General features: G+C 51.4%; 31 protein-coding genes. 25 read left to right on the forward strand and 6 right to left on the reverse strand.

Features of this window, described 5'->3' with window-relative positions; translation table 11 throughout:
• Positions 1 to 184: 184 nt before the first annotated feature.
• The 4 genes from ghrA to GBAG_RS06850 all read left to right on the forward strand — a co-directional run bounded on the left by ghrA (position 185) and on the right by GBAG_RS06850 (position 3,125).
• Positions 185 to 1,126, forward strand: a complete 942-nt coding sequence (ghrA, locus tag GBAG_RS06835) for a glyoxylate/hydroxypyruvate reductase GhrA (protein WP_034494418.1) — start codon at positions 185 to 187, stop codon at positions 1,124 to 1,126.
• A gap of 81 nt (positions 1,127 to 1,207) precedes the next feature.
• On the forward strand, positions 1,208 to 1,945 hold the full coding sequence (locus tag GBAG_RS06840) for a phosphatase (protein ID WP_034494419.1): 738 nt from the start codon (positions 1,208 to 1,210) through the stop codon (positions 1,943 to 1,945).
• 38 nt (positions 1,946 to 1,983) lie between these two features.
• Positions 1,984 to 2,538, forward strand: a complete 555-nt coding sequence (locus tag GBAG_RS06845) for a TorD/DmsD family molecular chaperone (protein WP_034494420.1) — start codon at positions 1,984 to 1,986, stop codon at positions 2,536 to 2,538.
• Positions 2,539 to 2,645: 107 nt separating this feature from the next.
• Positions 2,646 to 3,125: a DUF1097 domain-containing protein gene (locus GBAG_RS06850; protein ID WP_034494422.1), complete on the forward strand. Its 480-nt coding sequence runs from the start codon at positions 2,646 to 2,648 to the stop codon at positions 3,123 to 3,125.
• Positions 3,126 to 3,184: 59 nt separating this feature from the next.
• On the opposite strand, the gene csgG is transcribed toward GBAG_RS06850, so the two are convergent.
• From csgG to csgD, 4 genes are read right to left on the reverse strand one after another with little or no spacing between them, the layout of a single operon-like run.
• A complete protein-coding gene (gene csgG / locus GBAG_RS06855; RefSeq protein WP_034494424.1) occupies positions 3,185 to 4,018 on the reverse strand; it encodes a curli production assembly/transport protein CsgG in 834 nt (277 codons plus the stop codon).
• Between the two features lie 40 nt (positions 4,019 to 4,058).
• Positions 4,059 to 4,475, reverse strand: coding sequence for a curli production assembly/transport protein CsgF (csgF, locus tag GBAG_RS06860; protein ID WP_034494426.1), 417 nt, complete (start codon positions 4,473 to 4,475; stop codon positions 4,059 to 4,061).
• A 9-nt stretch (positions 4,476 to 4,484) separates the two neighbouring features.
• Positions 4,485 to 4,874 carry a curli production assembly/transport protein CsgE gene (csgE, locus tag GBAG_RS06865; RefSeq protein WP_034494428.1) on the reverse strand — a complete coding sequence of 130 codons (390 nt, stop codon included), beginning with the start codon at positions 4,872 to 4,874 and terminating at the stop codon, positions 4,485 to 4,487.
• 4 nt (positions 4,875 to 4,878) lie between these two features.
• Positions 4,879 to 5,544 carry a biofilm master transcriptional regulator CsgD gene (csgD, locus tag GBAG_RS06870; protein ID WP_034494430.1) on the reverse strand — a complete coding sequence of 222 codons (666 nt, stop codon included), beginning with the start codon at positions 5,542 to 5,544 and terminating at the stop codon, positions 4,879 to 4,881.
• A gap of 790 nt (positions 5,545 to 6,334) precedes the next feature.
• Here csgD and csgB point away from each other — a divergent pair.
• From csgB to GBAG_RS06975, 21 genes are all read left to right on the forward strand, one after another.
• Positions 6,335 to 6,790 carry a curli minor subunit CsgB gene (csgB, locus tag GBAG_RS06875; protein ID WP_034494432.1) on the forward strand — a complete coding sequence of 152 codons (456 nt, stop codon included), beginning with the start codon at positions 6,335 to 6,337 and terminating at the stop codon, positions 6,788 to 6,790.
• Between the two features lie 47 nt (positions 6,791 to 6,837).
• Positions 6,838 to 7,287, forward strand: coding sequence for a curli major subunit CsgA (csgA, locus tag GBAG_RS06880; protein WP_034494435.1), 450 nt, complete (start codon positions 6,838 to 6,840; stop codon positions 7,285 to 7,287).
• A 66-nt stretch (positions 7,288 to 7,353) separates the two neighbouring features.
• Positions 7,354 to 7,683, forward strand: coding sequence for a curli assembly chaperone CsgC (gene csgC, locus GBAG_RS06885; RefSeq protein ID WP_034494437.1), 330 nt, complete (start codon positions 7,354 to 7,356; stop codon positions 7,681 to 7,683).
• A gap of 131 nt (positions 7,684 to 7,814) precedes the next feature.
• Positions 7,815 to 8,126, forward strand: a complete 312-nt coding sequence (locus GBAG_RS06890; protein ID WP_232062477.1) for a hypothetical protein — start codon at positions 7,815 to 7,817, stop codon at positions 8,124 to 8,126.
• Positions 8,127 to 8,342: 216 nt separating this feature from the next.
• Positions 8,343 to 9,065, forward strand: a complete 723-nt coding sequence (locus tag GBAG_RS06895) for a beta-ketoacyl synthase chain length factor (protein ID WP_034494441.1) — start codon at positions 8,343 to 8,345, stop codon at positions 9,063 to 9,065.
• Entirely contained in the window at positions 9,065 to 9,835 is a 771-nt protein-coding gene (locus GBAG_RS06900) for a lysophospholipid acyltransferase family protein (protein WP_034494443.1), read from the forward strand. The genes GBAG_RS06895 and GBAG_RS06900 overlap by 1 nt, the downstream gene beginning before the upstream one ends.
• Positions 9,836 to 9,850: 15 nt before the next feature.
• A complete protein-coding gene (locus GBAG_RS06905) occupies positions 9,851 to 10,123 on the forward strand; it encodes a phosphopantetheine-binding protein (protein ID WP_034494445.1) in 273 nt (90 codons plus the stop codon).
• Between the two features lie 19 nt (positions 10,124 to 10,142).
• A complete protein-coding gene (locus GBAG_RS06910) occupies positions 10,143 to 10,391 on the forward strand; it encodes an acyl carrier protein (RefSeq protein ID WP_034494447.1) in 249 nt (82 codons plus the stop codon).
• A gap of 4 nt (positions 10,392 to 10,395) precedes the next feature.
• Positions 10,396 to 10,965, forward strand: a complete 570-nt coding sequence (locus GBAG_RS06915) for a COG4648 family protein (protein WP_246864857.1) — start codon at positions 10,396 to 10,398, stop codon at positions 10,963 to 10,965.
• Positions 10,958 to 12,277 (forward strand): AMP-binding protein, encoded by a 1,320-nt coding sequence (locus GBAG_RS06920; RefSeq protein ID WP_034494449.1) that lies wholly within the window; start codon positions 10,958 to 10,960, stop codon positions 12,275 to 12,277. The genes GBAG_RS06915 and GBAG_RS06920 overlap by 8 nt, the downstream gene beginning before the upstream one ends.
• Positions 12,264 to 12,614 (forward strand): 3-hydroxyacyl-ACP dehydratase FabZ family protein, encoded by a 351-nt coding sequence (locus GBAG_RS06925; RefSeq protein WP_034494451.1) that lies wholly within the window; start codon positions 12,264 to 12,266, stop codon positions 12,612 to 12,614. Before GBAG_RS06920 ends, GBAG_RS06925 begins: the two co-directional genes overlap by 14 nt.
• Positions 12,605 to 14,302 carry a glycosyltransferase family 2 protein gene (locus tag GBAG_RS06930; protein WP_034494454.1) on the forward strand — a complete coding sequence of 566 codons (1,698 nt, stop codon included), beginning with the start codon at positions 12,605 to 12,607 and terminating at the stop codon, positions 14,300 to 14,302. The genes GBAG_RS06925 and GBAG_RS06930 overlap by 10 nt, the downstream gene beginning before the upstream one ends.
• Positions 14,296 to 14,721, forward strand: a complete 426-nt coding sequence (locus GBAG_RS06935; protein ID WP_034494455.1) for an acyl-CoA thioesterase — start codon at positions 14,296 to 14,298, stop codon at positions 14,719 to 14,721. Before GBAG_RS06930 ends, GBAG_RS06935 begins: the two co-directional genes overlap by 7 nt.
• Positions 14,714 to 15,319, forward strand: coding sequence for an outer membrane lipoprotein carrier protein LolA (locus GBAG_RS06940; protein ID WP_034494457.1), 606 nt, complete (start codon positions 14,714 to 14,716; stop codon positions 15,317 to 15,319). The genes GBAG_RS06935 and GBAG_RS06940 overlap by 8 nt, the downstream gene beginning before the upstream one ends.
• Positions 15,291 to 17,624, forward strand: coding sequence for an MMPL family transporter (locus tag GBAG_RS06945; protein ID WP_034494459.1), 2,334 nt, complete (start codon positions 15,291 to 15,293; stop codon positions 17,622 to 17,624). Before GBAG_RS06940 ends, GBAG_RS06945 begins: the two co-directional genes overlap by 29 nt.
• On the forward strand, positions 17,621 to 18,196 hold the full coding sequence (locus GBAG_RS06950; protein WP_034494461.1) for a DUF3261 domain-containing protein: 576 nt from the start codon (positions 17,621 to 17,623) through the stop codon (positions 18,194 to 18,196). The genes GBAG_RS06945 and GBAG_RS06950 overlap by 4 nt, the downstream gene beginning before the upstream one ends.
• A 2-nt stretch (positions 18,197 to 18,198) precedes the next feature.
• Positions 18,199 to 19,371, forward strand: coding sequence for a beta-ketoacyl-[acyl-carrier-protein] synthase family protein (locus GBAG_RS06955; protein WP_034494464.1), 1,173 nt, complete (start codon positions 18,199 to 18,201; stop codon positions 19,369 to 19,371).
• On the forward strand, positions 19,364 to 19,822 hold the full coding sequence (locus tag GBAG_RS06960; protein WP_034494466.1) for a hotdog family protein: 459 nt from the start codon (positions 19,364 to 19,366) through the stop codon (positions 19,820 to 19,822). Before GBAG_RS06955 ends, GBAG_RS06960 begins: the two co-directional genes overlap by 8 nt.
• A gap of 143 nt (positions 19,823 to 19,965) precedes the next feature.
• Positions 19,966 to 20,697, forward strand: a complete 732-nt coding sequence (locus GBAG_RS06965) for a 3-ketoacyl-ACP reductase FabG2 (protein ID WP_034494468.1) — start codon at positions 19,966 to 19,968, stop codon at positions 20,695 to 20,697.
• Complete coding sequence (locus GBAG_RS06970; protein WP_034494470.1) at positions 20,694 to 21,923, forward strand: beta-ketoacyl-ACP synthase; 1,230 nt, start codon at positions 20,694 to 20,696, stop codon at positions 21,921 to 21,923. Before GBAG_RS06965 ends, GBAG_RS06970 begins: the two co-directional genes overlap by 4 nt.
• Positions 21,914 to 22,546 carry a 4'-phosphopantetheinyl transferase superfamily protein gene (locus GBAG_RS06975; RefSeq protein ID WP_051873649.1) on the forward strand — a complete coding sequence of 211 codons (633 nt, stop codon included), beginning with the start codon at positions 21,914 to 21,916 and terminating at the stop codon, positions 22,544 to 22,546. The genes GBAG_RS06970 and GBAG_RS06975 overlap by 10 nt, the downstream gene beginning before the upstream one ends.
• 74 nt (positions 22,547 to 22,620) lie before the next feature.
• On the opposite strand, the gene GBAG_RS06980 is transcribed toward GBAG_RS06975, so the two are convergent.
• Together GBAG_RS06980 and adiC are read right to left on the reverse strand one after the other, a co-directional pair.
• Positions 22,621 to 24,924: an Orn/Lys/Arg family decarboxylase gene (locus GBAG_RS06980; protein WP_034494472.1), complete on the reverse strand. Its 2,304-nt coding sequence runs from the start codon at positions 24,922 to 24,924 to the stop codon at positions 22,621 to 22,623.
• A gap of 12 nt (positions 24,925 to 24,936) precedes the next feature.
• On the reverse strand, positions 24,937 to 26,268 hold the full coding sequence (gene adiC / locus GBAG_RS06985) for an arginine/agmatine antiporter (protein ID WP_034494474.1): 1,332 nt from the start codon (positions 26,266 to 26,268) through the stop codon (positions 24,937 to 24,939).
• Between the last annotated feature and the right edge of the window lie 84 nt (positions 26,269 to 26,352).

A 26,352-nucleotide genomic window follows, 5' to 3' on the forward strand; every position in this document is an offset into this window, starting at 1 on the left:
GAACGGGCGCTAATGTAGGGAAAACAATTGTCGGCGTCAATCCACTTTTTAGTTATTCTGGTGCGTTTAGCCAAACTTCAAACAACTTGTTTCTTAAAGCGCCAGAACGTGATGGTTTTTTATTACATTCATATTATGTATCGTTAGGTGCTTGCTGATAAGTCTAAGAAATAACGGAGAAAGCATGGATATTATTTTTCACCATCCGACCTTTAATTCCCAACAGTGGATTGAAGGCCTACATCAAAAACTTCCAGAAGCAACGGTTCGCCAGTGGTTGCCTGGCGATAACCAGCCTGCGGATTATGCGCTGGTCTGGCATCCCCCGGTTGAAATGCTCAGCGGCCGTTCGACACTGAAAGGCGTATTTGCGTTGGGGGCGGGTGTGGACTCCATTCTGAGTCAACTCCAGAAGCACCCTGAGATGCTGCCAAAAGGTGTACCGCTATTTCGCCTTGAAGATACCGGTATGGCGCTTCAAATGCAGGAATATGCCGTCAGCCAGGTGTTGCACTGGTTCCGCCGCTTTGACGATTACCAGGCATTAAAACAGCAGGCGAAATGGGAGCCGCTGGAAGATTATCGCCGCGAAGATTTCACCATTGGTGTGCTCGGTGCGGGGGTTTTGGGTGGCAAAGTCGCCGAAAGCCTTGCTGCCTGGGGCTTCCCGGTGCGCTGCTGGAGCCGCAGTAAAAAAGATTATCTGGGTATCACAAGTTACGCGGGCGCAGAACAGCTGGGTCAATTCCTCTCCGGCACTCGCGTGCTGATTAACCTGTTACCAAACACACCGCAAACCGTGGGCATCATCAACAGCGAGTTGCTTAATAAACTTGCTGATAATTCTTACGTGATGAACCTTGCGCGTGGCGTGCATTTGGTTGAAGACGATCTGCTGGCGGCGCTTGATAGCGGTAAAGTAAAAGGTGCGATGCTCGATGTGTTTGCCAAAGAGCCACTTCCTCAGAACAGTCTGTTGTGGAAACATCCTCGCATTGCAATTACCCCGCACCTTGCGGCGGTCACGCGTCCTGAAGAAGCGATGACGTATATCGCGAAAACGATTCGCCAAATTGAAAATAAGGAATCTCCGAGCGGACAGGTTTCTTTGGACAACGGCTACTAAACCAATGCCCGGCCTGGTCCGGGCTAAAAAACAACGGCGATAACTGCTATCCTTGCGGGAAAGAGATAAAAGGAGAGAGCCATGTATCCCGTTGACCTGCACATGCACACCGTCGCCAGCACCCACGCCTATAGCACCCTTCATGACTACATCGCGATTGCTAAAAGCAAAGGCATCAAACTGTTTGCGATTACCGACCATGGCCCGGATATGGCTGATGCACCGCATTACTGGCATTTTGTGAATATGCGCATCTGGCCAAGAGTGGTCGATGGCGTAGGCATCTTGCGTGGCATTGAAGCCAACATTAAAAATACCGCCGGGGACATCGACTGCACCGGCCCGATGCTGGACTCACTCGACCTGATTATTGCCGGTTTTCATGAGCCTGTTTTCCCGCCACAAGATAGTGCCACGCACACCGAAGCCATGATTGCAGCGATGGCGAGTGGGAATGTCCACATTATCAGCCATCCGGGCAATCCAAAATTCCCGGTTGATATCGAAGCTATCGCGCAGGCGGCAGCAAAATACAACGTGGCGCTGGAGCTGAATAACTCCTCATTTACGCATTCGCGCAAGGGCAGTGGCCCTAACTGCCGGGCCATTGCCGCCGCAGTGAGAGACGCCGGGGGCTGGCTATCGTTGGGTTCTGACTCACATACCGCCTTTACGCTTGGGGATTTCGATGAATGCCGCAAAATTTTGGCAGAAGTTGAGTTCCCGGAAGATCGTATACTCAATGTTTCCGTTCGCCGTATGCTCGGGTTCCTTGAATCCCGCGGCATGGAACCTATCGACGAATTTGCCGCACTTTGATTATCACTGACTGAATTTCTACTAAATGGACCGTTAGCATGAATGAGTTTTCAATTATTTGTCGCATCTTAGGATCACTGTATTACCGCCAGCCTCAGGATCCTCTGTTGGTTCCGCTGCTGACGATGATCCGCGATGGCAAACTGGCTGAACATTGGCCGCTGGAGCAAGACGAGTTGCTGGCTCGCCTGCAACAAAGCTGCGATCCTCAACTATTGGCTGCTGATTATAATGCGCTGTTTGTTGGCGAAGAGTGCAGTGTGCCGCCGTACCGTTCAGCATGGGAAGCGGGCAGCAACGAAGGTGAAGTGCGTGAGTTCCTCAAACAGCGCGGTATGCCGCTGGCCGACACCCCAGCCGATCATTTTGGCACCTTATTGTTAGCGGCTTCGTGGCTGGAAGATCAGTCACAAGAAGATGAGTTTGAAGCGCAGGTTCGCTTATTTGACGATTACCTGTTGCCATGGGCGGGGACATTCCTGGGCAAAGTTGAAGCGCACTCCACAACCCCGTTCTATCGCACCCTGGCCCTGTTGAGCCGTGAAGCTATTCAGGCGATGCGTGATGAGTTAGAAGAAGAAAACGAAGAGTAGCTGCATGTGATATAAATCACATTTAGACTGCAACGTATCAGTAGGATCTACAAAAAATGTGCGGTAGATCGTGGTCGAACCATAAGGCTCTGCTATGATACGCCGCTATGAACATACTTATTTCTCTGGCATTGACCACCGGTATTCTCTCAGGCCTCTGGGGTTGGGTTGCGGTGAGTCTCGGTCTACTCAGTTGGGCAGGCTTCCTCGGTTGTACCGCGTATTTCGCGTGTCCGCAGGGTGGTCTCAAAGGGCTTTTCATTTCTGCATGCACTTTATGCAGCGGTGTTCTTTGGGCGCAGGTGATTATTCACGGTAGCGCGCTGGCTCCGCATCTGGAAATTCTGGGATACATGGTCACAGGTGTGGTGGCGTTTCTGATGTGCGTGCAGGCAAAACATATGTTGCTATCGTTTGTGCCTGGAACGTTTATCGGGGCTTGCGCCACCTTTGCAAACCAGGGCGAATGGCGAATTGTGGTGCCTTCGTTGCTGCTTGGACTGGTCTTTGGGTTTGCTATGAAGAACAGCGGCCTTTGGCTGGCAGCGCGAAAAGCCAAACCTGAATCTCAAGTTATTGCCGAATAGAGTTAGACGTATAAATAAAAAAAACCAGCCGCGGCTGGTTTTTTTCTATCTGCTGAATATCAGGATTCAGGAGGGACCGACATTTCTCGGTATTTAGCGAGTATCGGATTATTAATGTCTTGCGGATTTTGTAGATCCCACAAGCCGCGATTAATACCATCATTAACCAGATAAATAACGCCTGTTTCAATGGCCGACATCAGACACATCATCACCGGTTCGTTAGTCGTATAGCCGATTTCACCTTCCAGCAACCGTTGGTAATCTACGAAGCGGAATACCCCGGCCTGAACTTCATAAGACAAAATCGTTTTACTGGTGTTTACCGACGACAATACTTCACCGGTACTGACGTTAACGACACGCAAGTTAACTGCAATTTGATCCAGCTGATATTGTGTTTCGCCGCCGATACCAAAATAGCGTGCGCCCACACCACCAGATTTCACGTTACTTTCATACCCAATAATTGAACCTTCAACCATCACGTTTGCGGCAATAAGAGAATCAAGTGGTCTGCGGTTATTCTCGGCAACCGTGCCATTTTCCTGTGCTGCACGAATGATCTTACGTTCGTTTAACAGGTTTTGCAGGCCCTGACGCTCCAATGGAACAAACCAGCGTGAATCTTTCAGCGCTGTTACCAGCATTGAAGTCGCACTCTGTGGAACAGCAGTTGAGAAGTTACTTGCTGGATAAGGTTTAAATTGCCCGGTTTCATCCTGAATATTATAAACCGAGACAAACAGTTTCCCTTTTGATTCCGGCAAATGGGTTAAATCACGATAACTTTGCGCCCGAGGCATAAGTGTAGGTTTCGCAGCTTCTTTTGGTGGCGCCGTCAAACAACCACTTAATAAACACACCGCTACGATGAGAAGTAAACGCTGCATGATGTTTATCCTTAAATACTTTTTCATTATTTAAGAGCCACTAGAAATCAGTAGATGAGTTCTGTAAGCCAGCAACCTGAATAGTTGATGTCTTCCCTGTTTTACGGTCAGTCACGTTTAACTGTAACTGCCCATCAGAGTTAGCGATATCAACGATAAAATCATTGGTTACCATGCGCCCTGGTTTGCCCGTATTAATATTGCTAAGCAAACCGCCCAATAACTGTGACTGAATGGCCTGAGTAAAGTTATCCAGTGCAGACGGAGTTTCAATACCAAAGTTGTCATCGAAACTGGGGTCTTTGTAAGAGTTTTGTGCTTGTGCAGAATTAAGTAAAAACGACCCGTTATTAGGGTTCCCACCAAAATTTGGGTTCGTAAATTGGAACGTCATACTTCCCGCCCACGACAGGGGCGATATTAGCAGTAAAGACAAAACTGCATGAGTGATACGCATGGCAGCCTCCTAAAATTCGTCGGTGGTTAAATCGCCGGTGCTCAACAATGTCTTGTCAATTTGCCGGCGATTAATCGCTTCTTCGGTTTGAACCAGTGCGATAGTGACGTTGCGGTCAAAATCACGTTTTGAGGGGAATAAAAAGGACTGAAAAATAACGTCCTGATCGACTGTAATGGTAATCCAGCTTCCCCAACGGGCACTGGGTCGCTCATTTATAGTTAAATTCCCGGTAAAACTGCTTTCCCACCTGTCACTGAAGGCTCGATAAAAGTCATGGCCCACAGAAGAAACGGTGTGATCCGTTAACAATCCGGGGATTTCAACTTCCACGGCGCGAACGCCCCCGGAGGCGCAGAGTAAAGCTGACGCCAGCAGTAAAGCAGCAGATAATTTCATCGCCTTATCGCCTGAGGTTGTCGTTTGCCCAGGAAACCGCCTGAGTGCGGTTTTTTACAGATATTTTCTTGAAAAGATTATAGAGATGAGTTTTTACCGTGTTTTCACTTATAAATAACGACTGAGCGATTTCAATATTCGAAGCGCCAATACGCAATTTATTAAGTATTTCCTTTTCACGGTGAGTCAATAGAGATGACTCGACATTATTGAAACGATAATTCCCTGAGTGATTAATAAGGTAGCTTGCTAACTTTTGCGAGAAGTAGCACTCTCCGGCCATCACACCACGAATTCCTTCTACCACACGCGGTTCTTCCTCAGACATATAAAACACACCATTAATATGCGGCCAGTTTTCTATGTCACGGAATTGATACTCTTCAGGGGTATTTAATAACAACAACTTAATGCTGTTATGTTTGCGACCTAAGTTATCCTGCCAATAGTTAATCAGCTTTTTATCGGCTTCAACCATATCGAAAAGCACCACAACATTACCGACGACATCTTCAAGAGAGCGTTGAATGTTATGAAGTTTCCCATTAATAGAGAGTGAAGACTTTAGATGCTGTAATAACGCAGTCGCCTGTAGCGAGGGTTTCGTGATCAACAATAAAGTTTGAGCATTTAACGCCTGACTATTCATTGTATGGACTTCATTAAACATGATGAAACTCCATCCGAGTTTGCGCATCAATCAGCTGGATTAACAGAAAGTTAATCCACCAGAAGTACTGATAGGTGCTGCACTGCTGTGTTTGAAATTAATGTAACACTGTCAAAATACGCTAAGTTGCGCCCTGACTTATTGTGTTAAACAAAATGTTACTGCTGATTTCAATCTAGCGGTTACTAATCTTAAAGCAAGTGTTAAAGCTGTTACAGAATGTAACTGTAGATATTAAAATGTTGCAACATAATGTTTTTGATATTTAGTTTTAATACTAAAGTTGTACACGTATTATAAATTGCACAGTTTTAAAAATCATACAAATGATTGTAGTGTGTTGATTCTCATAAAATAATTGATTTTTACTGTCTGCGTATTGAAACTTAACATATGTAAATGGTGAAGGTTACACTCTCCATTGAATACTCTCTTAAGAAAACTCATCTTCGTGACGGGGTCTGCTAAAAATTGCCAAAATTGACTCTGAAAACTCAGCCGGGCGGCAAAGTCAGGCTTGATTAACGAGGGTATTTTAAATGCTTGCAGGCTAATTAAAATTGTCTTTCAGGAAGCCTTTGTTGTGTCTGGTGTTTTTTATTTATCTCATGCTTTGTAATGAGTGGAAATATCAAAATACAACGTGCGGGTGAGATATTTTAAATGTTTCGACAGACATACTCATTTCCGTAACGCAGCAATAACCTTTCATCGTTAGCGTTAACAAGTAGGCAGCAGTTTAAATTGGAAGAAGTATTTCAATGGCTGCATCCAGACTCAGGGTGACAACATGAAAAACAGATCGTTATTTATGATGTTAGCATTGCTGGGTGCGCCTGGTTATGTATTTGCGAATAATCCTGACCTCGCAAAATCGGAATATAACTTTGCTAGAAATGAATTAAGCAAAAGTTCATTCAATCAGGCAGCAATAGTCGGTCAATATGGGAACAATAATAATTCACATGTTGACCAAAATGGAACCCGGCAGTTAGCGGTGGTAAATCAGACAGGTGCTGGAAACCGCGCGAACGTCGATCAATCAGGGAGTTACAACGTTGCTTATATTGCGCAAACAGGCTACGGCAATGACGCGGATATTCAGCAACAATCGTCGGGTAATGCCGCACTTATTATTCAGAAAGGTACTGCTAATAGGGCAAGCATTATTCAACAGGGCACGCAAAAATCAGCAGTTGTTGTACAGAAACAGTCTCAAATGGCGGTACGCGTAATTCAACGCTAATACTTGACTATTTGGACTAACATTCTCAATACAATGGGGGTTTCACCATGAACTTTTTCAAAATCGCAGCAATCGCAGTAGTGGTGGTTTCAAGCAGTGCAATGGCATCAGGCCTTCAATTCCCTTGGAATCCAGGTCACGGTGGTGGTAATGACAACGGCCCAGAATCAGAAATGAAAGTGTACCAACACGGTGCAAATAACAACGTAACTGCGCTGCAAGCTGATGCGAAAAAATCTACTGTAGATATTAAACAATATGGTGTTGGCAACGGTGCTGATGTTGGCCAGGGTGCTGATAACGCCTCTATTGACCTGCTGCAAAAAGGTTCTAATAACAACGCAACAATTGATCAATGGGAAGCTAAAGGCTCAACCATTGATGTTAGCCAATATGGTTCAAGAAACGGTGCAACTGTTAACCAAACAGCCGCTGGCTCTTCCATTGAGTTGACCCAGGTTGGCTACCGCAACGGTGCAAATCTTCAACAGCATTAATTGAGATTTTGCACTATATAAAAACAGGGCCATGGCCCTGTTTTTTTATATGAGAGGGGAATATAAATGCACACTTTATTATTGCTTGCGGCCCTCGGTAATCAGCTGAGTTTTGACACTCAGCAGCAGGGAAATATCTATACCATTGTACCCGTCGCGACATTAACTCAGGACTGCCAGTGCCAATTCAAGCTCACGGCACAACGTTCGGGTACCGCCGGACAAAGTAACAGTAGCCAAAGCAGCCAGGTCTTTATCAAAGCCAACGAACCCGCCAAATTATCCCGTTTGAGTCTCAATATTTCGCCTGGCGACAACGTTACCATCACGGTGACAGTGACCGATGGAAAAGATATTCATCTGGAAAAACAATGGGCCCCACCGGGCCGCGTTTAACTTTATTGCCTGTAAGTTAAATTATTGTTGCGCATGTGTGGCGTTTATTTCTTATTTGAACCAGGTTTGATCTGTAGTTCGCGTGTTTTTTGCCGATAACCCTCATACCACTTAATTGAGGAGTCCATAGTGTGAAAACATCAAGCCTTAGACGTTCAATGCTGTTGCCATTAGCCATATTTGCATTCCCGTTATTTAACGCACACGCAGACGGCGGTGTGATTCACTTTCAGGGCTCAATAGTCGAAGATGGATGTCGTTTATCGCCGCAGGAACAATCTGTTCAGTTCTCTTGTTCGCAAAATGGAAAGCCAGTCGTGCAAACTGTTGCATTTAATAAACTCAATGATTTCTCTGTGGGCGCGGATACCCCGGTTTCTACCAACATTCGCTATCTCGATTCCGCACGAAAACTGGCTATTCTGGAAGTTACCTATCGTTAAAACTAAAGGCCCGGAAACTATGGGCCTTTAGATTTATCTTAGCAGTATTTATTTCATGGCTATTTTTGTTACTATTCCCGCCGCTTGTTAATTAATAAAGCTCGAAATATAAGCGCCTTGAGAAAAATCTTTATAAATTAAGATTCTTATCGTTGTCTTGATGCTTTGCGCGGGATATATCTGGCTGGTCGTCGAAGACGGGAAATGGTACTGAGCATGAAGTTAGCGTTTAATATTGTCGACTGGCAGGCTAGTGCCCCTGGTTTATCTGAAAAAGAGCAGTGGCAGGCGTGGAGCAACGGCCCGGCTGTCATCGCATCGGACGCGGCGGTGGCTAAATGTCGCCATTTACCGATGATGACCGCGCGTCGTCTGGCTTCGGGCAGCCGCCTTGCGGTGGATTGTGCGCTGGCAATACTGTCTCGCCATCAGGTTGATGCCCTGGTTTTCTCCAGTCGCCATGGTGAACTGGAACGCAACTTTCGAATTTTGACGGCTCTTGCCGAAGGTGAAAGCCTGTCGCCCACAGATTTTGCCATGTCAGTTCATAACTCAGCGGTGGGTAATACCACCATTGCAGCCCGCCAGTCACTGGTCTCCTCTTCGGTTTCCGCGGGATACGACAGCTTTGCGCAAGCATTAGTCGAAGTGGCTGCTCTGCATCATGCGGGTTACAAACGGGTATTTCTGGTGGATTTTGACGGACTTATACCCGAATTTTACCGCCCGCACCTTGCCGGAGAAGCGGTAGATATCCCGTTCTCCGTCGCGCTATTACTGGAATCAGGCTCACAAATTTGCTGTGAAGCGACACCTTGTCGAATGAGCGAACCACAAAATTTGCCGCAGGGTCTGGCGTTTTTGCATGGCTGGCTGAGTAAAAAGGCTGCATTCACTCTTGCAGGTGAGCGTATGGGCTGGCGCTGGAGTCGTCATTAATGTGGCTGCGCATTAAATGGTACTGGCGCGTGCTGATGACCGGCTGGTTATTCGTGTTATTTGGTAGCGGTGGTCTGCTACTTACGCTGGTCTGGTTTAATTTTCTGTTGCTGTGTGTGCGCGATAAACCTAAACGCCGCGAGATTGCGCGTCGTAGCATTGCTGCCAGTTTCCGGTTATTTTTACGCATCGGACGCGGGCTTGGCGTATTCGATTACCGTTTTGAGGGTTTCGAACAGCTCACAAACGATCGCGGATGTTTGATTGTTGCGAACCACCCGACACTGTTGGATTACGTATTTATCGCCTCCCAGGCACCCCACATTGGTTGTCTGGTGAAAGCGAGCCTGATTCACAATCCCTGCTTCCGTGGTGTCATAAAGGCTGCGGATTACCTGGTAAACAGTCAGGGCGAAACATTACTCCCTGAGAGCCAAAAGCGGCTGGCAGAAGGGGAGGCGATATTGATTTTCCCCGAAGGAACGCGCACGAAACCTGGAGAACCATTGGTGCTTCAGCGCGGTGCGGCCAATATTGCGGTGCGCAGTGGCTGTCCGTTACGAATCGTCCATATTTATTGTGACCAACGTTATTTGGATAAACATAGCCGCTGGTATCAGATACCCAAGCGTAAACCTATGATCACTGTGAGTGTAAAGCAGCGGATCGAAAGCCAGGGGTTTATGGCGAATCATGACGAAGCCTCCGCACTTGCGGCCCGTCGTCTGAACCAATATTTGTGTCAGGAACTGGTACCTGATCCTCATTAAAACTCGGATGTAACTATGGAATCCTTAGAGACCGATATTAAACAACTCATTATCGACACTCTGAATCTGGAAGAGATCAGTGTTGATGAGATTGAAAGTCAGGCCGCCTTATTTGGTCAGGATGGCCTTGGACTTGATTCCATTGATGCACTGGAATTGGGCCTTGCGGTTAAAAAACGTTTCGGCGTGGTGTTATCCGCTGAAAATGAAGCGATGCGCGAACATTTTTATTCCGTCGCCAATCTCGCTGCCTTTATTAAGAATCAAAACCCTGCGCACAGCGCCTGAATGAAACCACGAGTACGTTATGAATAAAGACGATATTTATCAGGAAGTCACTGGGTTACTGGTGAAGTTATTTGAACTGTCTCCTGAACAAATTACCCCGCAGGCTCGTTTATATGAAGACCTGGATCTCGACAGCATTGATGCGGTCGATATGGTCGTTCATTTGCAAAAGCGCACCGGTAAAAAAATCAAGCCGGAAGATTTCAAAACGGTTCGCACCGTACAGGATGTCGTAGACGCGGTAGAGCGTTTGCATAGCGAGTCTTAATCGCGTGCTGGCAAAACGTGCACTCAGTATTGTTGGAGGGCTGGCCGTCATCGGTTGGCCCTTTGCCGTCTGGTTAGTCATCTCATATGCCGAATTACACATTTTGCTGCCAATTCTGGCGCTGTGTTTTGTGCTGCGTTTGTGTACCTTACGGGGCAAAACCGGAGCCTTAAGCCGCGCCTTTAAAGGCCTGGCGATTGCGGGCGCGGTGTTGTCCGTTGCCAGCATCTGGATGCGTGAAGCGCAACTGTTGTTGTGGTATCCGGTGGTCGTTAATGGCGTCATGCTGGCGTTATTTGGCTCGTCGCTGTTTAGCAGCATGTCGATAGTCGAGCGCCTGGCACGCTTGCACGAAGGGAACCTCCCGCCAGCAGGCGTGCGTTATACCCGCCGTGTGACTCAAGTCTGGTGTGTGTTCTTCATCATTAATGGCAGCGTGTCGCTGTTTACCTGCCTTGCGGGGAACGTTCATTGGTGGACGCTGTGGAACGGAATGATTAGCTATCTATTGATGGGGCTATTATTTGCCTGTGAATGGCTGATCCGGATACGGGTGAAACGACGTTATGAATAACCCTTTGCCGTTGGCGCAGTGGCTTTGTACAAATCGTCACCCGCAACATGTTGTGGCGTTTGCAGGGCAGAAGCTCTGGACCCAGGCCGATTTAATCAATGACGTGCAGCGCATTTACGGCTGGTTGAAGACTCAGCCAGGCGAGCATTGGGCGCTCTGTTTTGACAACAGTTACGACTTTCTTGCCGCGCTATTAGCCACGCTTCACGCCGGAAAAACGCCGGTTATTCCCGGTCATCGTCGTGAAGCACAACTGCGCGAGCAGCAAAACCATTTCTACGGTGTGATGAGCGATACGGCACTCAATCTCAGTTGCCCGGTGATAAACCCGCAAGATTTAATCTGCATGCCGGTTCAACCGTTTGAGCCAGTTCATGCCAATGCTGGCGTGGTGCTGTTCACTTCCGGCTCAACGGGTGAACCCGCGCAAATATTCAAATCATTACAAGCGTTGGATGAAGAAATTGCCTGGCTTGCTGCGCTGTGGGGCGACGGTTTATGCAACTGCCGCGTGGTCGGGTCGGTTTCGCACCAGCATCTCTACGGCTTTACCTTCCGCATCATGCTGCCAATGGCGCTCGGTTTGCCGGGCGATGCGGCGATGATCCACTTCCCGGAACAACTCGCCGCTCACTCTTCACATCCGCTGCTGTTCATCAGCAGCCCGGCATTTTTAAAGCGTCTTGATGTCAATCTGACGCCACCTGATGTGAAAAGAGTGATTTCCGCGGCCGGAAAGCTGGATGACGACACGGCGAAAATGGCACGAGCCTGGCTTAAACAGCCTGTCTCAGAAATTTATGGCACCACTGAAACGGGCGTGCTGGCGTGGCGGGAACATTCGCAATCGGCACCTGTTTGGCAGCCATTCCCGTTAGTGAATTTTATTGCGCAAGAGGATGGCTGGCAGGTTGCGTCGCCATTAACGGATAATAATCCGGTGCAACTGGACGACATTCTCGAATTTACGCCGCAGGGGCATTTTCGTTTATCGGGTCGCCGCGATCGCATTGTAAAAATTGAAGAAAAGCGTATTTCACTCAGTGAAATTGAACGCCGTTTGCTGACGCTGCCGGGGATTGAAGATGCGGCAGTGGTTCCAATTATGCGCGCAAACCGCATTGCTCTGGGGGCGGTAGTGGTCGTTGGTGAGCAAGGCGGAGATAAGCAGCGCTGGCGAGTCGCGCTCCGCGCCTGGCTTGAGCCGGTCGCTATTCCACGTTACTGGCGTATCGTCGAACGCATTCCGCTCAATAGCCAAAGCAAACGCGCATGGACGCAACTACAGGAATTATTTGATGAAACCCGTTGAGTTAAATCGTTCGCAACCCGAGGCGCACCAACTGCGTTTACAGATGGACGTACCGGCAACATTAGGCTGGTTTTCGGGGCATTTCCCCACGCAGCCGATTTTGCCTGGCGTCGCCCAGTTGGATTGGGTGATGGCTTACGGTCTGGAGCTGGCGCCGGGAACGCGCTTTAGCGCGATTGATAGCGTTAAATTCCAGCAGCCAATTGTGCCGGGCAGCAAGCTGGAACTGAATCTGCAATGGGACGCGCAACGCAACGTGCTGAGTTTTTCTTACACCTTGTTGACTGAACAAGGCGAGATCCCGGCCAGCAGCGGGAAGATCAAACTATGCCCGTAACGCCTTCGGCTTTTCGCCCCTGTGTGGTGATCCCCTGTTACAACCACGGCGCCACGATAGCCGCTGTGGTGGCTCGGCTGCAACCGTATGATCTGCCTTGCATTATTGTTGATGACGGCAGCGAACCTGCGACTAAACAGCAACTGGCGCAATTAACCGGCGTCACCTTGATTGAGCTTGAGTCCAACCAGGGTAAAGGCGAGGCGGTGATGACCGGGCTTAAAGCGGCGGCGCAGGCAGGGTTCACTCACGCCATTCAGCTTGATGCCGACGGTCAGCATTGTATTGAAGATGTGCCGCGTTTTTTAGATGAAGCTCGCGCACATCCTGCCAGCCTGATATCCGGCACCCCGGAATACGATGAATCCGTACCGAAATCACGCCTTTACGGGCGTTACATCACCCACGTCTGGGTATGGATTGAAACGTTATCCCTGTCGTTAAAAGACAGTATGTGCGGCTTTCGCGTCTATCCGCTGGCGGCTACCCTTGAGGTAATTGCCCGCCACAGCCCCGGCAAACGAATGGATTTCGACACCGAAATCATGGTGCGATTGTATTGGGCAGGGACCGATAGTCGTTTCTTGCACACCCGGGTGATTTATCCGCCAGATGGCGTTTCACATTTCGATGCGCTGCGCGATAACGTGCGTATTTCCTGGATGCATACGCGATTGTTCTTCGGTATGTTGCCGCGCATTCCGACGCTGCTGACCCGCCGCCGTCATCAAAGCGCCCACTGGGCTCAAGTCCCGGAGCGTAAAGGGCTGGCGGGAATGCGCCTGATGCTCAATATCTACCAGCGCTTAGGGCGACGTGCATTTAACGCTCTGCTTTATCCGGTTGTGGCGTGGATGTGGCTCACGGGAAGCACGCAGCGAAAAGCCTCGCAACAATGGCTGGCACGCGTTCGTGAGCAAGCGCAAACCCAGCAAATCACGTTGCCGAATGGCTTAAATAGCTATCGCCATTTCTTACGTTTTGGTGATGCGATGCTCAACAAAATTGCTGCCTGGCGCGGGGATATTATCTGGGGGCGCGACATTGAATTCGCGGCTGGCAGCCGCGAAGTGTTACAGCCGCAGGCCGGGCAGGGGAAGCTCATTCTCGCGGCCCACCTCGGCGATATCGAAGCCAGCCGCGCTCTGGCGCAGGTTGAAGCCGGGCTGGTCATTAATGCGCTAGTCTTTACCGAACACGCCCAGCGTTTTCGCCAGATTATTGAAGAAATCGCCCCTCAGGCTGGCGTGAATTTATTGCCGGTAAGCCACATTGGCCCGGAAACAGCCATGATGCTGCAAGAAAAGCTCGAAGCCGGAGAATGGGTGGCTATCGTCGGAGACAGAATTGCGGTAAATCCACAGCGCGGCGGCGAGCGGCGCGTGTGCTGGAGCGAGTTTATGGGGCGTCCAGCTCCCTTTCCACAAGGGCCGTTTATTCTTGCCGCAGCATTAAGATGCCCGGTCATTCTGATGATGGTCTTGCGTGAACAAGGCAAGCTGCGCATTCATGCAGAACATTTTGCCGATCCGCTATTGCTGCCGCGCGCCACGCGCCAACAAGCGTTACAAGAGCACATTGATTATTACGCGCTGCGTCTTGAGTTTTACGCGCTGCGCTCGCCACTCGACTGGTTTAATTTTTATGATTTCTGGCAATTGCCGCCGGAAAAGGAGTCTGGATGTTAAATTCCCCACGTTTTACCGTGGAGATCGGTATCAAAGTCCCATTCCATGATGTCGATGCAATGGGCGTTGTGTGGCACGGTAACTATTTTCGCTACTTTGAAGTGGCGCGTGAAGCGCTGCTCGGGCAGTTTGATTACGGTTATCGCGCCATGCAGGAGTCGGGTTACGTTTGGCCGGTCGTCGATACACGGGTGAAATACCGTGATGTTGTGAAATTTGAACAGCAAATACTGGTGCGGGCCACGGTGCTGGAATACGAAAACCGCCTGAAAATTGGCTATGAAATTGTCGATGCCGCAAGCGGAAAACGCACCACTACCGGTTACACCATTCAGGTTGCCGTTGAAGCAACAACGGGGGAGATGTGTTTTGTCTCCCCTCAGATCCTTTTTGAACGCATGGGCTTGAGTTATGAATAGAATCATTTTTTTGGCCTTGCTGTTTATCAGCGGTACGGCGAGCGCCATTACGCTTGATGACGTGCAACGCAGCTTTGCCTCGCAGCCAGTTGTGCGGGCGAAGTTCCAGCAGGACCGCCAGATTAGCGGCATGGCACAACCGCTGCATTCCAGCGGAGAAGTGCTTATCGCAAAAAGCAAAGGGCTGTGGTGGCAACAACAGCATCCTTTCCCGATGACGCTGGTGCTTGATGATAGCCACATGGCGCAAATCATGGGCAATCAGGCACCGCAGATCATCACCGCGGACAGCAACCCGCAAATGTTCCAGTTCAACCATTTATTGCGGGCGTTATTTCAGGCCGACCGCAAAGTGCTTGATGAAAACTTTTCCAGCGTGTTTACCGACCAGGGCAAAGGCCAATGGCAACTGGTCTTAACGCCAATCACCACGCCGCTCGACAAGCTTTTCAGCACCATTACGTTGCAGGGCGACAAACATCTTAATCGCATTGCGTTAAACGATTTGCAGGGCGATTTCACCGAAATCACCTTCAGTAACCACCGTCTGGAACCGCGAAAATTGACTCATGAAGAGCAGCAACGCTTCACCTTCTGACGTGCATCGCCGCCTGGCATGGGGCTGGCTGGCGGTCGTCACGCTGCTGGTGGCGTTACTCGCCGTGACGCTACCCAAAGCCAGGCTCGACAGCAGCGTGCTTTCGCTCCTGCCTGCCAGCAGCCTGGGGAAAATCCCACCGCAAATCGAGAACGGTTTTTTGCAACGTCTCGACAGACAAATGATGTGGATGGTTAGCCCTGGCGATAAGCCGAATGACGAGGCGGCAGCATGGTGGCAAACACAACTGCAACAGCAGCCGTTTTTGCAAGGCGTGCAAGGCCCGATGGATGCCAAAGGCCAGCAGGAGTGGGGGGAATTCTACTTCGAGCACCGTAATGGCCTGGTGGATACCCAGACCCGCAGCCGTTTACAAAACGGTGGGGAAGCGCAGGCGCAATGGATATTAGCGCAACTCTATTCGGCATTTTCCGGCGTCAGCGGTAAAGAGCTGACCAACGACCCGCTGATGCTGACGCGTGGTTCGCAACTGGCGCTGCAACAAACGGCCAGCCAGATGCGGCTGATGAACGGCTGGCTGGTGGCGCGTGATAAACAAGGGCGTTACTGGTATTTGCTGCACGGCGAACTCAAAGGTTCTTCCTTTGATATGCAGCAAGGGCGCGAAGCGGTTGAACAACTGCGAGCCTTGCAGCATAAGCTGAAACAGCAGTTCCCGCAGGCACAAGTGATGTCACGCGGCACGCTGTTTTATAGCGATTACGCCAGCCAGCAGGCCAAACACGATGTTTCTACATTGGGTCTTGCCACGGTTATTGGCGTGCTGTTGTTGATATTGTTGGTGTTCCGCTCGGTGCGCCCGCTCATTTTATGTGTCACTTCTGTCGCCATCGGCGCATTGGCGGGCACCGCCATCACGCTGTTGTGTTTTGGCGAACTGCACCTGATGACACTGGTGATGAGCATGAGTATCGTCGGCGTTTCGGCAGATTACACCCTGTATTACCTCACCGAACGCATGGTTCACGGTGGGCAAAATTCGCCGATTGCCAGTTTGCGCAAAGTGCTTCCGGCATTGCTGCTGGCGTTGGCGACGACCTCCATTGCTTATCTGATTATGATCCTCGCGCCTTTCCCCGGTATTCGCCAGCTCGCGGTATTTGCCGCCAGCGGTTTGATAGCTTCCTGCCTGACGGTGGTGTGTTGGTATCCGTTTGCGGTGCGCGGTTTGCCCGTCCGCCAGGTGCCTTGTCGCCATTGGCTCAACGCCTGGCTTGACGCGTGGCAACACAACAACGCGGTGCGTTTTGGAATACCACTCGCATTGTTGGTTATCAGCCTCGGCGGAATAGCATCATTAAAAATCAATGACGATATCGCCAGCTTCCAGGCACTCCCGCAAGATTTACTCCGTGAAGAACAGGCAATAACCGCTTTAACCGGGCAGGGGATGGATCAAAAATGGTTCGTGGTTTACGGCGACAGCGCCGAGCAAACCCTGCAACGACTGGAAAAACTCGCCCCCGCGTTGGCTAAGTTGAAAGCCGATAAAGCCATCGACAGCTATCGCCTGATCCCACTCGCCTCCCTTGAACAACAGCAGGCAGATTTGCAGTTGCTGCGCGAAGCGGCACCGGTGCTACAAAAACGCCTCGCGGAAAGTGGGATTACGGTAAGTGCGCCAAATCTGCAACAAATGGCGGTGACGCCGGATGTCTGGCAAAAAAGTGTGATCAGCAGCGGCTGGCGTTTGCTCTGGCTGTCGTTACCAGATGGCAAAAGCGGTGCGCTGGTGCCTGTTAGTGGCGTTCACGACAGTCAGCAACTCGGCCAGATTGCGGCAAAAATTCCGGGTGTCGGTTGGGTTGACCGTAAAGTCATGTTCAACGAATTATTCAGCCATTTCCGTAGCTTACTGGCCACTCTGTTAGCTGCGGCGGTAGCGGCTATTGCACTCAGTTACGTGCTGCGCCTGGGCGTGAAACGGGGCTTGCTCAGTGTTGTGCCTTCGCTGTTATCGCTGGGCGGTGGCCTTGCGGCACTCGCCTTGAGCGGGCACGCACTCAATTTGTTCTCGTTATTAGCGCTGATGCTGGTGCTGGGAATTGGCATTAATTACACCCTGTTCTTTAGCAACCCGCGCGGAACACCGCTGACGTCATTGCTGGCCATTAGTGTTGCTTTGCTGACCACACTTTTCACCTTAGGCATGCTGGTCTTTAGCCAGACGCAAGCCATCGCAAGCTTTGGCATTGTGTTGAGTTGTGGGATCTTCTGCGCATTTTTAACCGCACCATTAGCCTTACCTCCATCCACCCAGGGAAAGGGAAAGAGAGAATCATGAAAAAATTTCCAACATTGGCCATCGTGTTTGGCGCGCTTTTACTGAGTGCATGCAGTGCCCCAAAACCGGATAACACTCGCCCGCAGGCGTGGTTAAAACCGGGTACGCTGGTGACGTTACCCGCGCCGGGTATTTCACCGACCATCACCGAACAGCAGCTATTAAGCGCCCAGGTTAAGGGAAAAACGCAATCGCTGATGGTGCTGCTCAATGCCGATCAGCAGAAAGTGATGCTGGCGGGTTTGTCCCCGCTGGGGATTCGTTTATTCCGTTTGACCTACGATCAGAGCGGGATTAAAACCGAACAATCCATCACGCTTCCCGAATTGCCTCCAGCCAGCCAGGTGCTTGCCGATATTATGTTGAGCTACTGGCCGATAAGCGCCTGGCAGAAGCAATTGCCAGCGGGGTGGACGCTAAAAGATATTGATTCATGCCGTGAATTGCGCGACGACCAGGGTGAGCTGATTGAAACCATCCACTATCTGATGCGTGATGGAATCCGCCAGCCTGTGAGTGTTCATCATCTTCGTTTCGGCTATGTCATCCGTATTCAGCATCTGGAAAGCTAATCATGATTACTTTTTCGGCCGTGGGCATGGTTAATGCGTTGGGCAACAACCTTGAAGACATCGCGGCAAATTTGCAGGCAGGCGTTGCGCCAGGCATGGGGCCAGATACTGAAGGCTGGCTGCAACAAGGCGAATGTTGGGTCGGACGCGTCACGGGTGAATTGCCTGAAATCCCAGAAGAAATGGCGCGGTACAACAGCCGCAACAATCGTCTGTTGTTGGCGGCGCTGGCGCAAATTCGTCCGCAGGTGGATGCAGCAATAGCGAAATACGGCGATTCTCGTGTGGCGGTGATTCTCGGAACCAGCACTTCCGGATTGGATGAAGGCGACCGAATGGTGAGCGGTAGCCACGGTGGAAATCCCCCCGAATCTTATCGTTACGGTCAGCAAGAATTGGGTGATCCATCGCGTTTTCTCAGTGACTATCTGCAATTATTTGGCCCGGCATTGACGATTTCCACCGCCTGTTCCTCCAGTGCGCGGGCAATCATTACCGGCAAACGGCTGATTGAGTCGGGCATGGTGGACGCCGCCATTGTGGGCGGTGCGGACACATTAAGCCGAATGCCAATTAACGGCTTTAGCAGCCTCGAGTCACTAAGCAACGTGCGCTGTAAACCCTTTAGCGCCGAGCGCAACGGGATCTCCATCGGCGAAGCGGGTGTCTTGATTTTACTCACCCAGAAGCCGGGGAAAGTGCAGTTGCTGGGTGTTGGGGAATCGACGGATGCCTGGCATATGTCGGCTCCGCACCCGGAAGGTGTCGGGGCGATTCGCGCCATTGAAATGGCGCTGCGGGAAGCAAAACTCGCGGCGGATGAGATTGGCTATATTAATATGCACGGCACCGCCACCCGTCTGAATGACGAAATCGAAGCCAAAGTGGTGAATCAACTTTTTGGTGAGCGTATCCCTTGCAGCTCGACGAAACACCTGACCGGCCACACGTTAGGTGCAGCAGGCGCTTGTGAAGCCGCACTGTGTTATTTATTGCTGGCAGGTGATTTGCCGTTACCCGCGCAGGATTTCAGTGATACGCATCAAGACTTGACCCTGGCGGGCTGTGGTTTACTCACCGCGCCGCAGGCATTCTCTAAACCCATCATGTTGTCGAACTCATTCGCTTTTGGCGGCAACAATGCCAGTCTGATTTTAGGAGTTTCCGATGACTGATTTTCTTGCCCCTCACCACTATTTGCCGCATGAAGCGCCAATGTGTTTGCTCGAATCGGTCGTGGCGGTGGAACAAGAAAGCGCACAGTGTCGCGTGACGGTCAGCCACAGCGGCGCGCTGGCTCCGTTTCTGGATGCGAAAGGGGATTTGCCGGGGTGGTTTGCCATTGAGCTGATGGCACAAACCGTCGGTGTCTGGTCTGGTTGGCATTCCAACAACAACGGCGAAGAAGCAAGCCGTGTGGGTATGCTGCTCGGCGGGCGGGGTTTGCGTTGCCCGGAAGGTGTTTTTGCCCACGGTGCGGTGCTGGATTGTCATGTCACGCTGCTCATGCGTGATGACAAAATTGGATGTTTTGAAGGACAAATTCTTGCAGACGGAAACGTACTGGCGAGCGGGCGAGTCAACACGTATCAGCCTGATAATAATGAATTAGAACAATTATTTTAAAGGAAAGCTGTTGTAGGTCGGGCAAGCGCAGCGCCCCCGACACCACGGGCGAAAACGGTGGATGACGCTGACGCTTATCCACCCTACAAAAAGAATTAATCTGATAATAAATAAAGAAATTATTTTAATGGGATGGCAGCAAGATGACACAAACGGTATTAATCACCGGGGCCAGTAAGGGAATTGGCAAGGCTATTGCTTTGGGGCTTGCCGCCGATGGATTTGCGGTAGTGGTGCATTACCATCGCGACGCAGCGGGCGCACAGCAAACGCTTGAAGAGATTAACGCTCAGGGCGGAACAGGTCGCGTCATGCAATTTGACAGCTCCGAGCGTGAACAATGCCGCAGCGTCATCGAAGCTGATATTGAAAAGCACGGTGCATATTGGGGCGTGGTGAACAACGCGGGTATCACTCGTGATGGCGCGTTCCCGGCACTCAGCGATGACGATTGGGATGGCGTCATGCGCACCAATCTCGACAGCTTTTATAACGTTATCCAGCCGTGCGTCATGCCGATGATCGGCCTGCGAGCGGGTGGGCGAATTATCACACTCTCGTCGGTTTCAGGTCTGATGGGCAACCGTGGGCAGGTGAATTACAGCGCCGCAAAAGCGGGCATTATTGGTGCCAGCAAAGCGCTGGCCATTGAGCTTGCGAAGCGCAAAATCACGGTGAACTGCATCGCGCCTGGCTTGATTGACACCGGCATGATTGAAATGGAAGAGGCCGCGTTAACCGAAGCGATGCGCCTGATTCCATTGCAGCGTATGGGCCAGCCGGAAGAAGTCGCTGGGCTTGCGCGTTATTTGATGTCACCCGTGGCGGGTTATGTGACGCGCCAGGTTATCTCCATCAATGGAGGTATGTTGTGATTAAGCGTGTTGTAGTGACTGGAATGGGCGGTGTCACTGCGTTTGGTGAAAGCTGGCAGGATGTGGCGACGGGCTTGAAGTCGGGTAAAAACGCTGTACGCCAGATGCCGGAATGGCAAATTTATGACGGGCTGAACACGATGCTCGGCGCTCCTGTCGATAATTTTGTTTTGCCTGAGCACTACACCCGCAAGCGCATCCGGGCGATGGGCCGCGTTTCATTGCTTGCCACACGTGCAACCGAGCTTGCGCTCATCCAGGCCGGTTTGCTGGATGACCCGATTTTAACCGGCGGCGAAACCGGTATTGCCTACGGTTCTTCTACCGGCAGTACCGGCCCGGTGAGCGAATTTGCCACCATGCTGACCGAGAAACACACGCGCAATATCACCGGCACCACTTACGTGCAGATGATGCCGCACACGGCTGCGGTGAACACCGGGCTATTCTTTGGTTTGCGCGGGCGCGTGATCCCCACTTCAAGTGCGTGTACATCAGGCAGCCAGGCGATTGGTTATGCGTGGGAAGCGATTCGTCACGGCTACCAGACCGTGATGGTGGCGGGTGGTGCAGAAGAGTTATGCCCATCGGAAGCGGCGGTTTTCGATACGCTATTTGCGACCAGCCAGCGCAACGAGCGGCCAAAAAGCACGCCATCTCCTTTCGATGTGCAGCGTGATGGGCTGGTGATTGGCGAAGGTGCTGGCACATTGATCCTTGAAGATCTGGATCACGCGCTGGCGCGTGGCGCGACGATCTACGCCGAGATTGTGGGTTTCCACACCAACTGTGATGCGGCACATATCACTCAGCCGCAGAAAGAAACCATGCAAATCTGCATTGAGCGCGGCCTGCGTTCAGCCGGACTCACGGCCAGTGATATTGGCTACATTAATGCTCACGGCACTGCCACCGATCGCGGCGACATTGCCGAAAGCCACGCCACGGCGGCGGTTTTCGGCGCTCGCACGCCAATCTCATCGCTGAAAAGCTATCTCGGTCATACGCTGGGGGCTTGTGGCGCGCTGGAAGCGTGGATGAGTATCGAAATGATGCGCGAAGGCTGGTTTGCTGAAACGCTGAATTTAACTTCACCTGATGAAGCCTGCGGTGAACTGGATTACATCATCGGCGAAGCGCGCAAAATCGACACTGAATTTGTGCAAAGCAATAACTTCGCCTTCGGTGGTATCAACACTTCACTGGTGCTGCGCCGTTGGCAGTAAACGGTTATCACCTTGCGGTGGGTGACGTTGCCCAACTGAAAGATGATGCGCTGGCTACGCGCTGGCTGGCGGCTGAATGGCTACAGGACGCACCTGGCGGGCGTCGCCGGGATGAGTGGATCGCGGCCAGAGTGTTATTGGCAATGCTGCTCAATAATGGCCCGTTACCTCAGCTGGAACGCAGCGCGCAAGGTAAACCGCATCACCCGCAATTGCCTGCATTTAATATCAGCAATAGCGGCAAAAGTGTCGCTGTGCTGGTGGGGGAAGGGGATGTCGGCTGTGATCTTGAAATAATCCGCCCGCGCGCGCGTTTTATGGCGATTGCCCGCCACAGCTTTGACACAAGCCTGTGCGACTGGCTGGAATCTTTGCCAGAAGTGGAACACATCCCGCAGTTCTGGCGGCTGTGGACGGCGCATGAAGCGGTGCTTAAACAGCGCGGGGGAACGGTCTGGCAAATGGAGCAGCTCCGTTTGCCGCTCCAGACGTTATGCCCGCCAGACCGCTTTTTACATCACGTTACCGTTGAAGACCGGCTTATCGCTTGTTGCGGCGAGCAGCCATTTCCCGCGAATTTTGGCGCGGAGTTGGTGATTTTGTCGGATGACGCCTGCGGCTAATCCGACCTACGCGGTTTCAGAATATTTAGTTGGGTGGATAAGTGCCGCGTCATCCACCGGTTTTTAAAGCATTTTTACTGCTTCAATGCCCAAATGTGATAAACCCCGTCAATCAGTTCGGCCCCTTCCAGTTCTTTCTCAAAACCGGGGAATTTTTCTCCCCATTGCGCGATGCTGCTTATGTATTTCAGCCATGGGCCCTCTGCATCGCCGAAGCTTTCACCCGGCATCACAATCGGTATTCCCGGTGGATAAGGAATCACGCCCACTGCCGAAATACGGTTGGGTAACTGGTCGATAGGTAAATGGTCGGCTTTGCCCGCCATATGCTGCTGGAAGGCGATGCGCGGGCGCGTCACCGGAATGGGAATATTGCCAAACGCCTCGGCTTGCAGTTTGTCCATCTGGCTGGTTTTCATGTAATTAAACATTTCATCGCACAAGTCTTGCAGCCCCATTCCTGCGTAACGTGCAGCGTCGGCGCTGATTAAGTCCGGCAGGCAGCGTTTGAGCGGCGTGTTGTTGTCGTAGTCGGTTTTGAACTCCAGCAACACGTTAATTAGCGTGCCCCATTTCCCTTTGGTAACACCGATGGAGAACAGGCACAGCACCATAAAATCGGTGGTGCGCGACGGCACAATCCCGCGCTCGCCAAGATACGCCGTAACCATTGCCGCAGGTATTCCAGATTCCAGCAGATTGCCGTCATCGCCCATGCCAGGGGCTAAAATCCCGGCTTTGATTGGATCGAGCAAACACCAGTCGTCTTCGAGTTGATCAAATCCGTGCCATTTATCACCCGGTTTTAGCGTCCAGCAAGCGGGGTCGGTAGTGAGCTGCTCGCGTGACGCTTTGACAAACGGCACTTCATTTCCCGCAGTATCGGTGATGGTCGGTGCGTTCCACGGTGAGAAGAACCAGTCGTTGTTTTTGGCAAATGCTGCATGCACTTTTGCCAGCGCTAGGCGGAAATCGACCGCTTCGACAATCACCTCTTGCGTCAACGCTTCGCCCTGGCCGCCATCCATCATCGCCGCGCCAATTTCGTTGGAGGCGATGATCGCATACAGCGGTGAGGTGGTGGCCTGCAGCATGTATGACTCATTAAAGCGCGAGTGCTCAACCGGTTTTTTGCCGTTACGAATGTGGATGTAGGAAGATTGCGACAGAGCCGCCAGCAGCTTGTGCGTGGAGTGAGTGGCAAAAACGGTTGGCCCAGTGCTATCGAAATCTTTCGGCTCGCCACGCATCGCAAAGCGGCCTTTGTACATCGGATTGAAGCGTGCGTAAGCGTACCAGGCTTCATCAAAGTGAATCTGATCGACGCTTTGCGCCAGTAGCTCTTGCGCCGCTTCGGCGTGATAACACATGCCGTCGTAGGTACAGTTAGTGACTACCGCGTAAACCGGTTTATCACTCACCACTTCGTGTTTCAGCGGGTTGGCGTCAATCGCCGCCCGAATACTTTCTGGCGTGAATTGCCGTTTTGGAATGGGGCCGATAATGCCGAAGCGGTTGCGCGTTGGCACGAAATAAACTGGCAGCGCCCCGGTCATCACTAAGCCTTGTTCAATAGACTTATGGCAGTTACGGTCGCAGAGCGCGATTTCAAACTCGCCTACTACCGCCTGCATAATGGCGCGGTTGGAGCCGGAGGTGCCGTTTAATACTGAATAGCTTTTGTGCGCCCCAAACACTTCGGCAGCGTAGGTTTCTGAGGCTTTGATCGGCCCGCTGTGGTCGAGCAATGACCCCATGGCGGCGCGTTCGATACCGGTATCGGTGCGGAATAAATTCTCGCCGAAGAAGTCGAGAAATTCACGCCCGACCGCCGATTTGGTAAACGCCACGCCGCCCTGGTGGCCCGGTGCGGCCCATGAATATTCCGGATTTTCCAGCGTGTAATTAAACAATGCGCGAGTAAACGGCGGCAGCAGTTGCTGGTAATAGCGCTGAATCAGAGAGCGGGCGCGCGCGGCAATAAATTCGGCAGTGTCTTCGTGCATCCAGACAAATTCATTCACCAGCCGCATGGAGTCGAGTGTTAACGTATCGACGCACGAATGTTCCGCCATTAACAGCACCGGAACACTCTTATTGCGCCGCCGAATGGTTTGCAGCAGCGCAAAGGCCTGGCTGTGGGATTCGTCGTCATTGCCGCCGGAAGTCCAGTCAACAAAGATGCAGCACAGCGAGGCATCGGATGTCACCGTCGCGATGCCATCGTCAAAGGTTGCCGCTGAAATCACGGCAAAGTTATTTTCTTCCAGCGCCTCGATAAGCTCTGCCACTGCACGTCCATTGGTGGTGTTAACGTCCTGAATACTGCTGTCGACCACCAGAATTTTGCGTTTTTGATGCGTGCCTAAATCAAGCATATCCAGCTCCAGTTAATCGTTAGCCACGGGTTTATCCAGCGGGTAGGGGTTTTTATGGCGACGGTTATAGTTAACGGTGTACATCGCGGTAATCACCATGATGGCAACGAACGACCACATCACTTCTGTCGCGCCCGAACCGACCACCGCCCAAATGCAGTAAACAAAAGCAATCAGCGTAATAAACAGGAACGGGAGGCGTTGATTACCCATATGCCCCTGACCGACGAGCATTAACGCCGCACAGGTATAAATGTAGGGCACCAGGGTAAAGATGACCGAGACCGAGGAAACCACGGCGAACTGCGAAGTGGCATCAGGGGAGATACTGGCGAGCTGGAAGATAGTCATCAGCACGCCGACGATGAGCAGGCCAGCAACGGGCGTTTGGTCTTTATTCACTTTGGCAAAAATGGGTGGAAATAATCCGTCATCGGCAGCGGCTTTTGCCGTTTGGCCTGCCAGTAATGTCCACCCGCCGAGGCTACCTAAACAACCGGCTGCGGCACAAAACGAAACAATTGCGCCTGCCAATGGCCCCATCGCCATGCGCGCGGCATCGCCGAACGGTGAAGCGGAGACTTTCAGGGCGGCGTTGGGGATCATGCCCATAATGGCGGTGCTGGAAAGCACATAACAAACCGCGGCGATGAGTACGCCGCCGATGGTGGCAATCGGGACGTTGCGTTTAGGGTTTTTGACTACAGCGGCGGCGACTGACGCACTTTCAACACCAATAAATGACCACAGCGTGACGCTCAAAGTACTTTGAATCGCACCAAAAGTGCCTTTGCCGCTGACGTTCCACGCTTCCATGTAGGTATCACTTTTAAACCAGAACCACCCCAGAACGGCAACGGCAACAATCGGAATTAACGCCAGAATCGTGGCGACCGCCTGCACGCGGGTGATCATTTTCGGGCCAATAATATTCAGCCCGACAAACAGCCACAAAATAGCGATACAGGTTACGGTCAACGGCCACGGCTGGTTTAACATCGGGAAGAAGTAACTGAGATAGCCGACACCAATCACCACCATCGCGACATTACCAATCCAGCACGCCAGCCAGTAAAGCAGGTTGGTTTGATAGCCGAGGAAGGGGCCAAACGCCCGACGCGCGTAGGCGTAAGAACCGCCGGGGCTGTCATCGAGCGAGGACATTTTGGCGTACACCATTGATAACGATATTGCGCCGACTATCGTCACCATCCAGCCAAAAATAGCAATCCCACCGGTGGCGGCGAGGTTTGCCGGGAGTAAGAAAACACCCGACCCCATAATATTTCCCGCAACCATTAACATCACCGGGACTAGCCCGACTTTTTGCGCTTCACTAGCCATAGAATCTCTCCTGAAAGGAAGAAACTTTGTTGTAGTTAACGAGAAAAAAGCTGGGATAGATGAAGGTGATAAATCCTTAGGAAG

The sequence above is a fragment of the Buttiauxella agrestis ATCC 33320 genome (genome assembly GCF_000735355.1).
In the GTDB taxonomy this organism is placed as follows: Bacteria; Pseudomonadota; Gammaproteobacteria; order Enterobacterales; family Enterobacteriaceae; genus Buttiauxella; species Buttiauxella agrestis.

Coding starts and splice junctions, on each gene's coding strand:
- GBAG_RS06930 (WP_034494454.1), top strand. CDS start 12,605: ATGCCCGTAACGCCTTCGGCTTTTCGCCCCTGTGTGGTGATCCCCTGT.
- csgC (WP_034494437.1), top strand. CDS start 7,354: ATGCACACTTTATTATTGCTTGCGGCCCTCGGTAATCAGCTGAGTTTT.
- GBAG_RS06940 (WP_034494457.1), top strand. CDS start 14,714: ATGAATAGAATCATTTTTTTGGCCTTGCTGTTTATCAGCGGTACGGCG.
- GBAG_RS06925 (WP_034494451.1), top strand. CDS start 12,264: ATGAAACCCGTTGAGTTAAATCGTTCGCAACCCGAGGCGCACCAACTG.
- GBAG_RS06920 (WP_034494449.1), top strand. CDS start 10,958: ATGAATAACCCTTTGCCGTTGGCGCAGTGGCTTTGTACAAATCGTCAC.
- csgF (WP_034494426.1), bottom strand. CDS start 4,475: ATGCGTATCACTCATGCAGTTTTGTCTTTACTGCTAATATCGCCCCTG.
- GBAG_RS06905 (WP_034494445.1), top strand. CDS start 9,851: ATGGAATCCTTAGAGACCGATATTAAACAACTCATTATCGACACTCTG.
- csgA (WP_034494435.1), top strand. CDS start 6,838: ATGAACTTTTTCAAAATCGCAGCAATCGCAGTAGTGGTGGTTTCAAGC.
- csgD (WP_034494430.1), bottom strand. CDS start 5,544: ATGTTTAATGAAGTCCATACAATGAATAGTCAGGCGTTAAATGCTCAA.
- GBAG_RS06960 (WP_034494466.1), top strand. CDS start 19,364: ATGACTGATTTTCTTGCCCCTCACCACTATTTGCCGCATGAAGCGCCA.
- GBAG_RS06895 (WP_034494441.1), top strand. CDS start 8,343: ATGAAGTTAGCGTTTAATATTGTCGACTGGCAGGCTAGTGCCCCTGGT.
- ghrA (WP_034494418.1), top strand. CDS start 185: ATGGATATTATTTTTCACCATCCGACCTTTAATTCCCAACAGTGGATT.
- GBAG_RS06845 (WP_034494420.1), top strand. CDS start 1,984: ATGAATGAGTTTTCAATTATTTGTCGCATCTTAGGATCACTGTATTAC.
- csgB (WP_034494432.1), top strand. CDS start 6,335: ATGAAAAACAGATCGTTATTTATGATGTTAGCATTGCTGGGTGCGCCT.
- GBAG_RS06965 (WP_034494468.1), top strand. CDS start 19,966: ATGACACAAACGGTATTAATCACCGGGGCCAGTAAGGGAATTGGCAAG.
- GBAG_RS06945 (WP_034494459.1), top strand. CDS start 15,291: ATGAAGAGCAGCAACGCTTCACCTTCTGACGTGCATCGCCGCCTGGCA.
- GBAG_RS06950 (WP_034494461.1), top strand. CDS start 17,621: ATGAAAAAATTTCCAACATTGGCCATCGTGTTTGGCGCGCTTTTACTG.
- GBAG_RS06910 (WP_034494447.1), top strand. CDS start 10,143: ATGAATAAAGACGATATTTATCAGGAAGTCACTGGGTTACTGGTGAAG.
- GBAG_RS06935 (WP_034494455.1), top strand. CDS start 14,296: ATGTTAAATTCCCCACGTTTTACCGTGGAGATCGGTATCAAAGTCCCA.
- GBAG_RS06840 (WP_034494419.1), top strand. CDS start 1,208: ATGTATCCCGTTGACCTGCACATGCACACCGTCGCCAGCACCCACGCC.
- csgG (WP_034494424.1), bottom strand. CDS start 4,018: ATGCAGCGTTTACTTCTCATCGTAGCGGTGTGTTTATTAAGTGGTTGT.
- GBAG_RS06955 (WP_034494464.1), top strand. CDS start 18,199: ATGATTACTTTTTCGGCCGTGGGCATGGTTAATGCGTTGGGCAACAAC.
- GBAG_RS06980 (WP_034494472.1), bottom strand. CDS start 24,924: ATGCTTGATTTAGGCACGCATCAAAAACGCAAAATTCTGGTGGTCGAC.
- GBAG_RS06900 (WP_034494443.1), top strand. CDS start 9,065: ATGTGGCTGCGCATTAAATGGTACTGGCGCGTGCTGATGACCGGCTGG.
- csgE (WP_034494428.1), bottom strand. CDS start 4,874: ATGAAATTATCTGCTGCTTTACTGCTGGCGTCAGCTTTACTCTGCGCC.
- adiC (WP_034494474.1), bottom strand. CDS start 26,268: ATGGCTAGTGAAGCGCAAAAAGTCGGGCTAGTCCCGGTGATGTTAATG.
- GBAG_RS06850 (WP_034494422.1), top strand. CDS start 2,646: ATGAACATACTTATTTCTCTGGCATTGACCACCGGTATTCTCTCAGGC.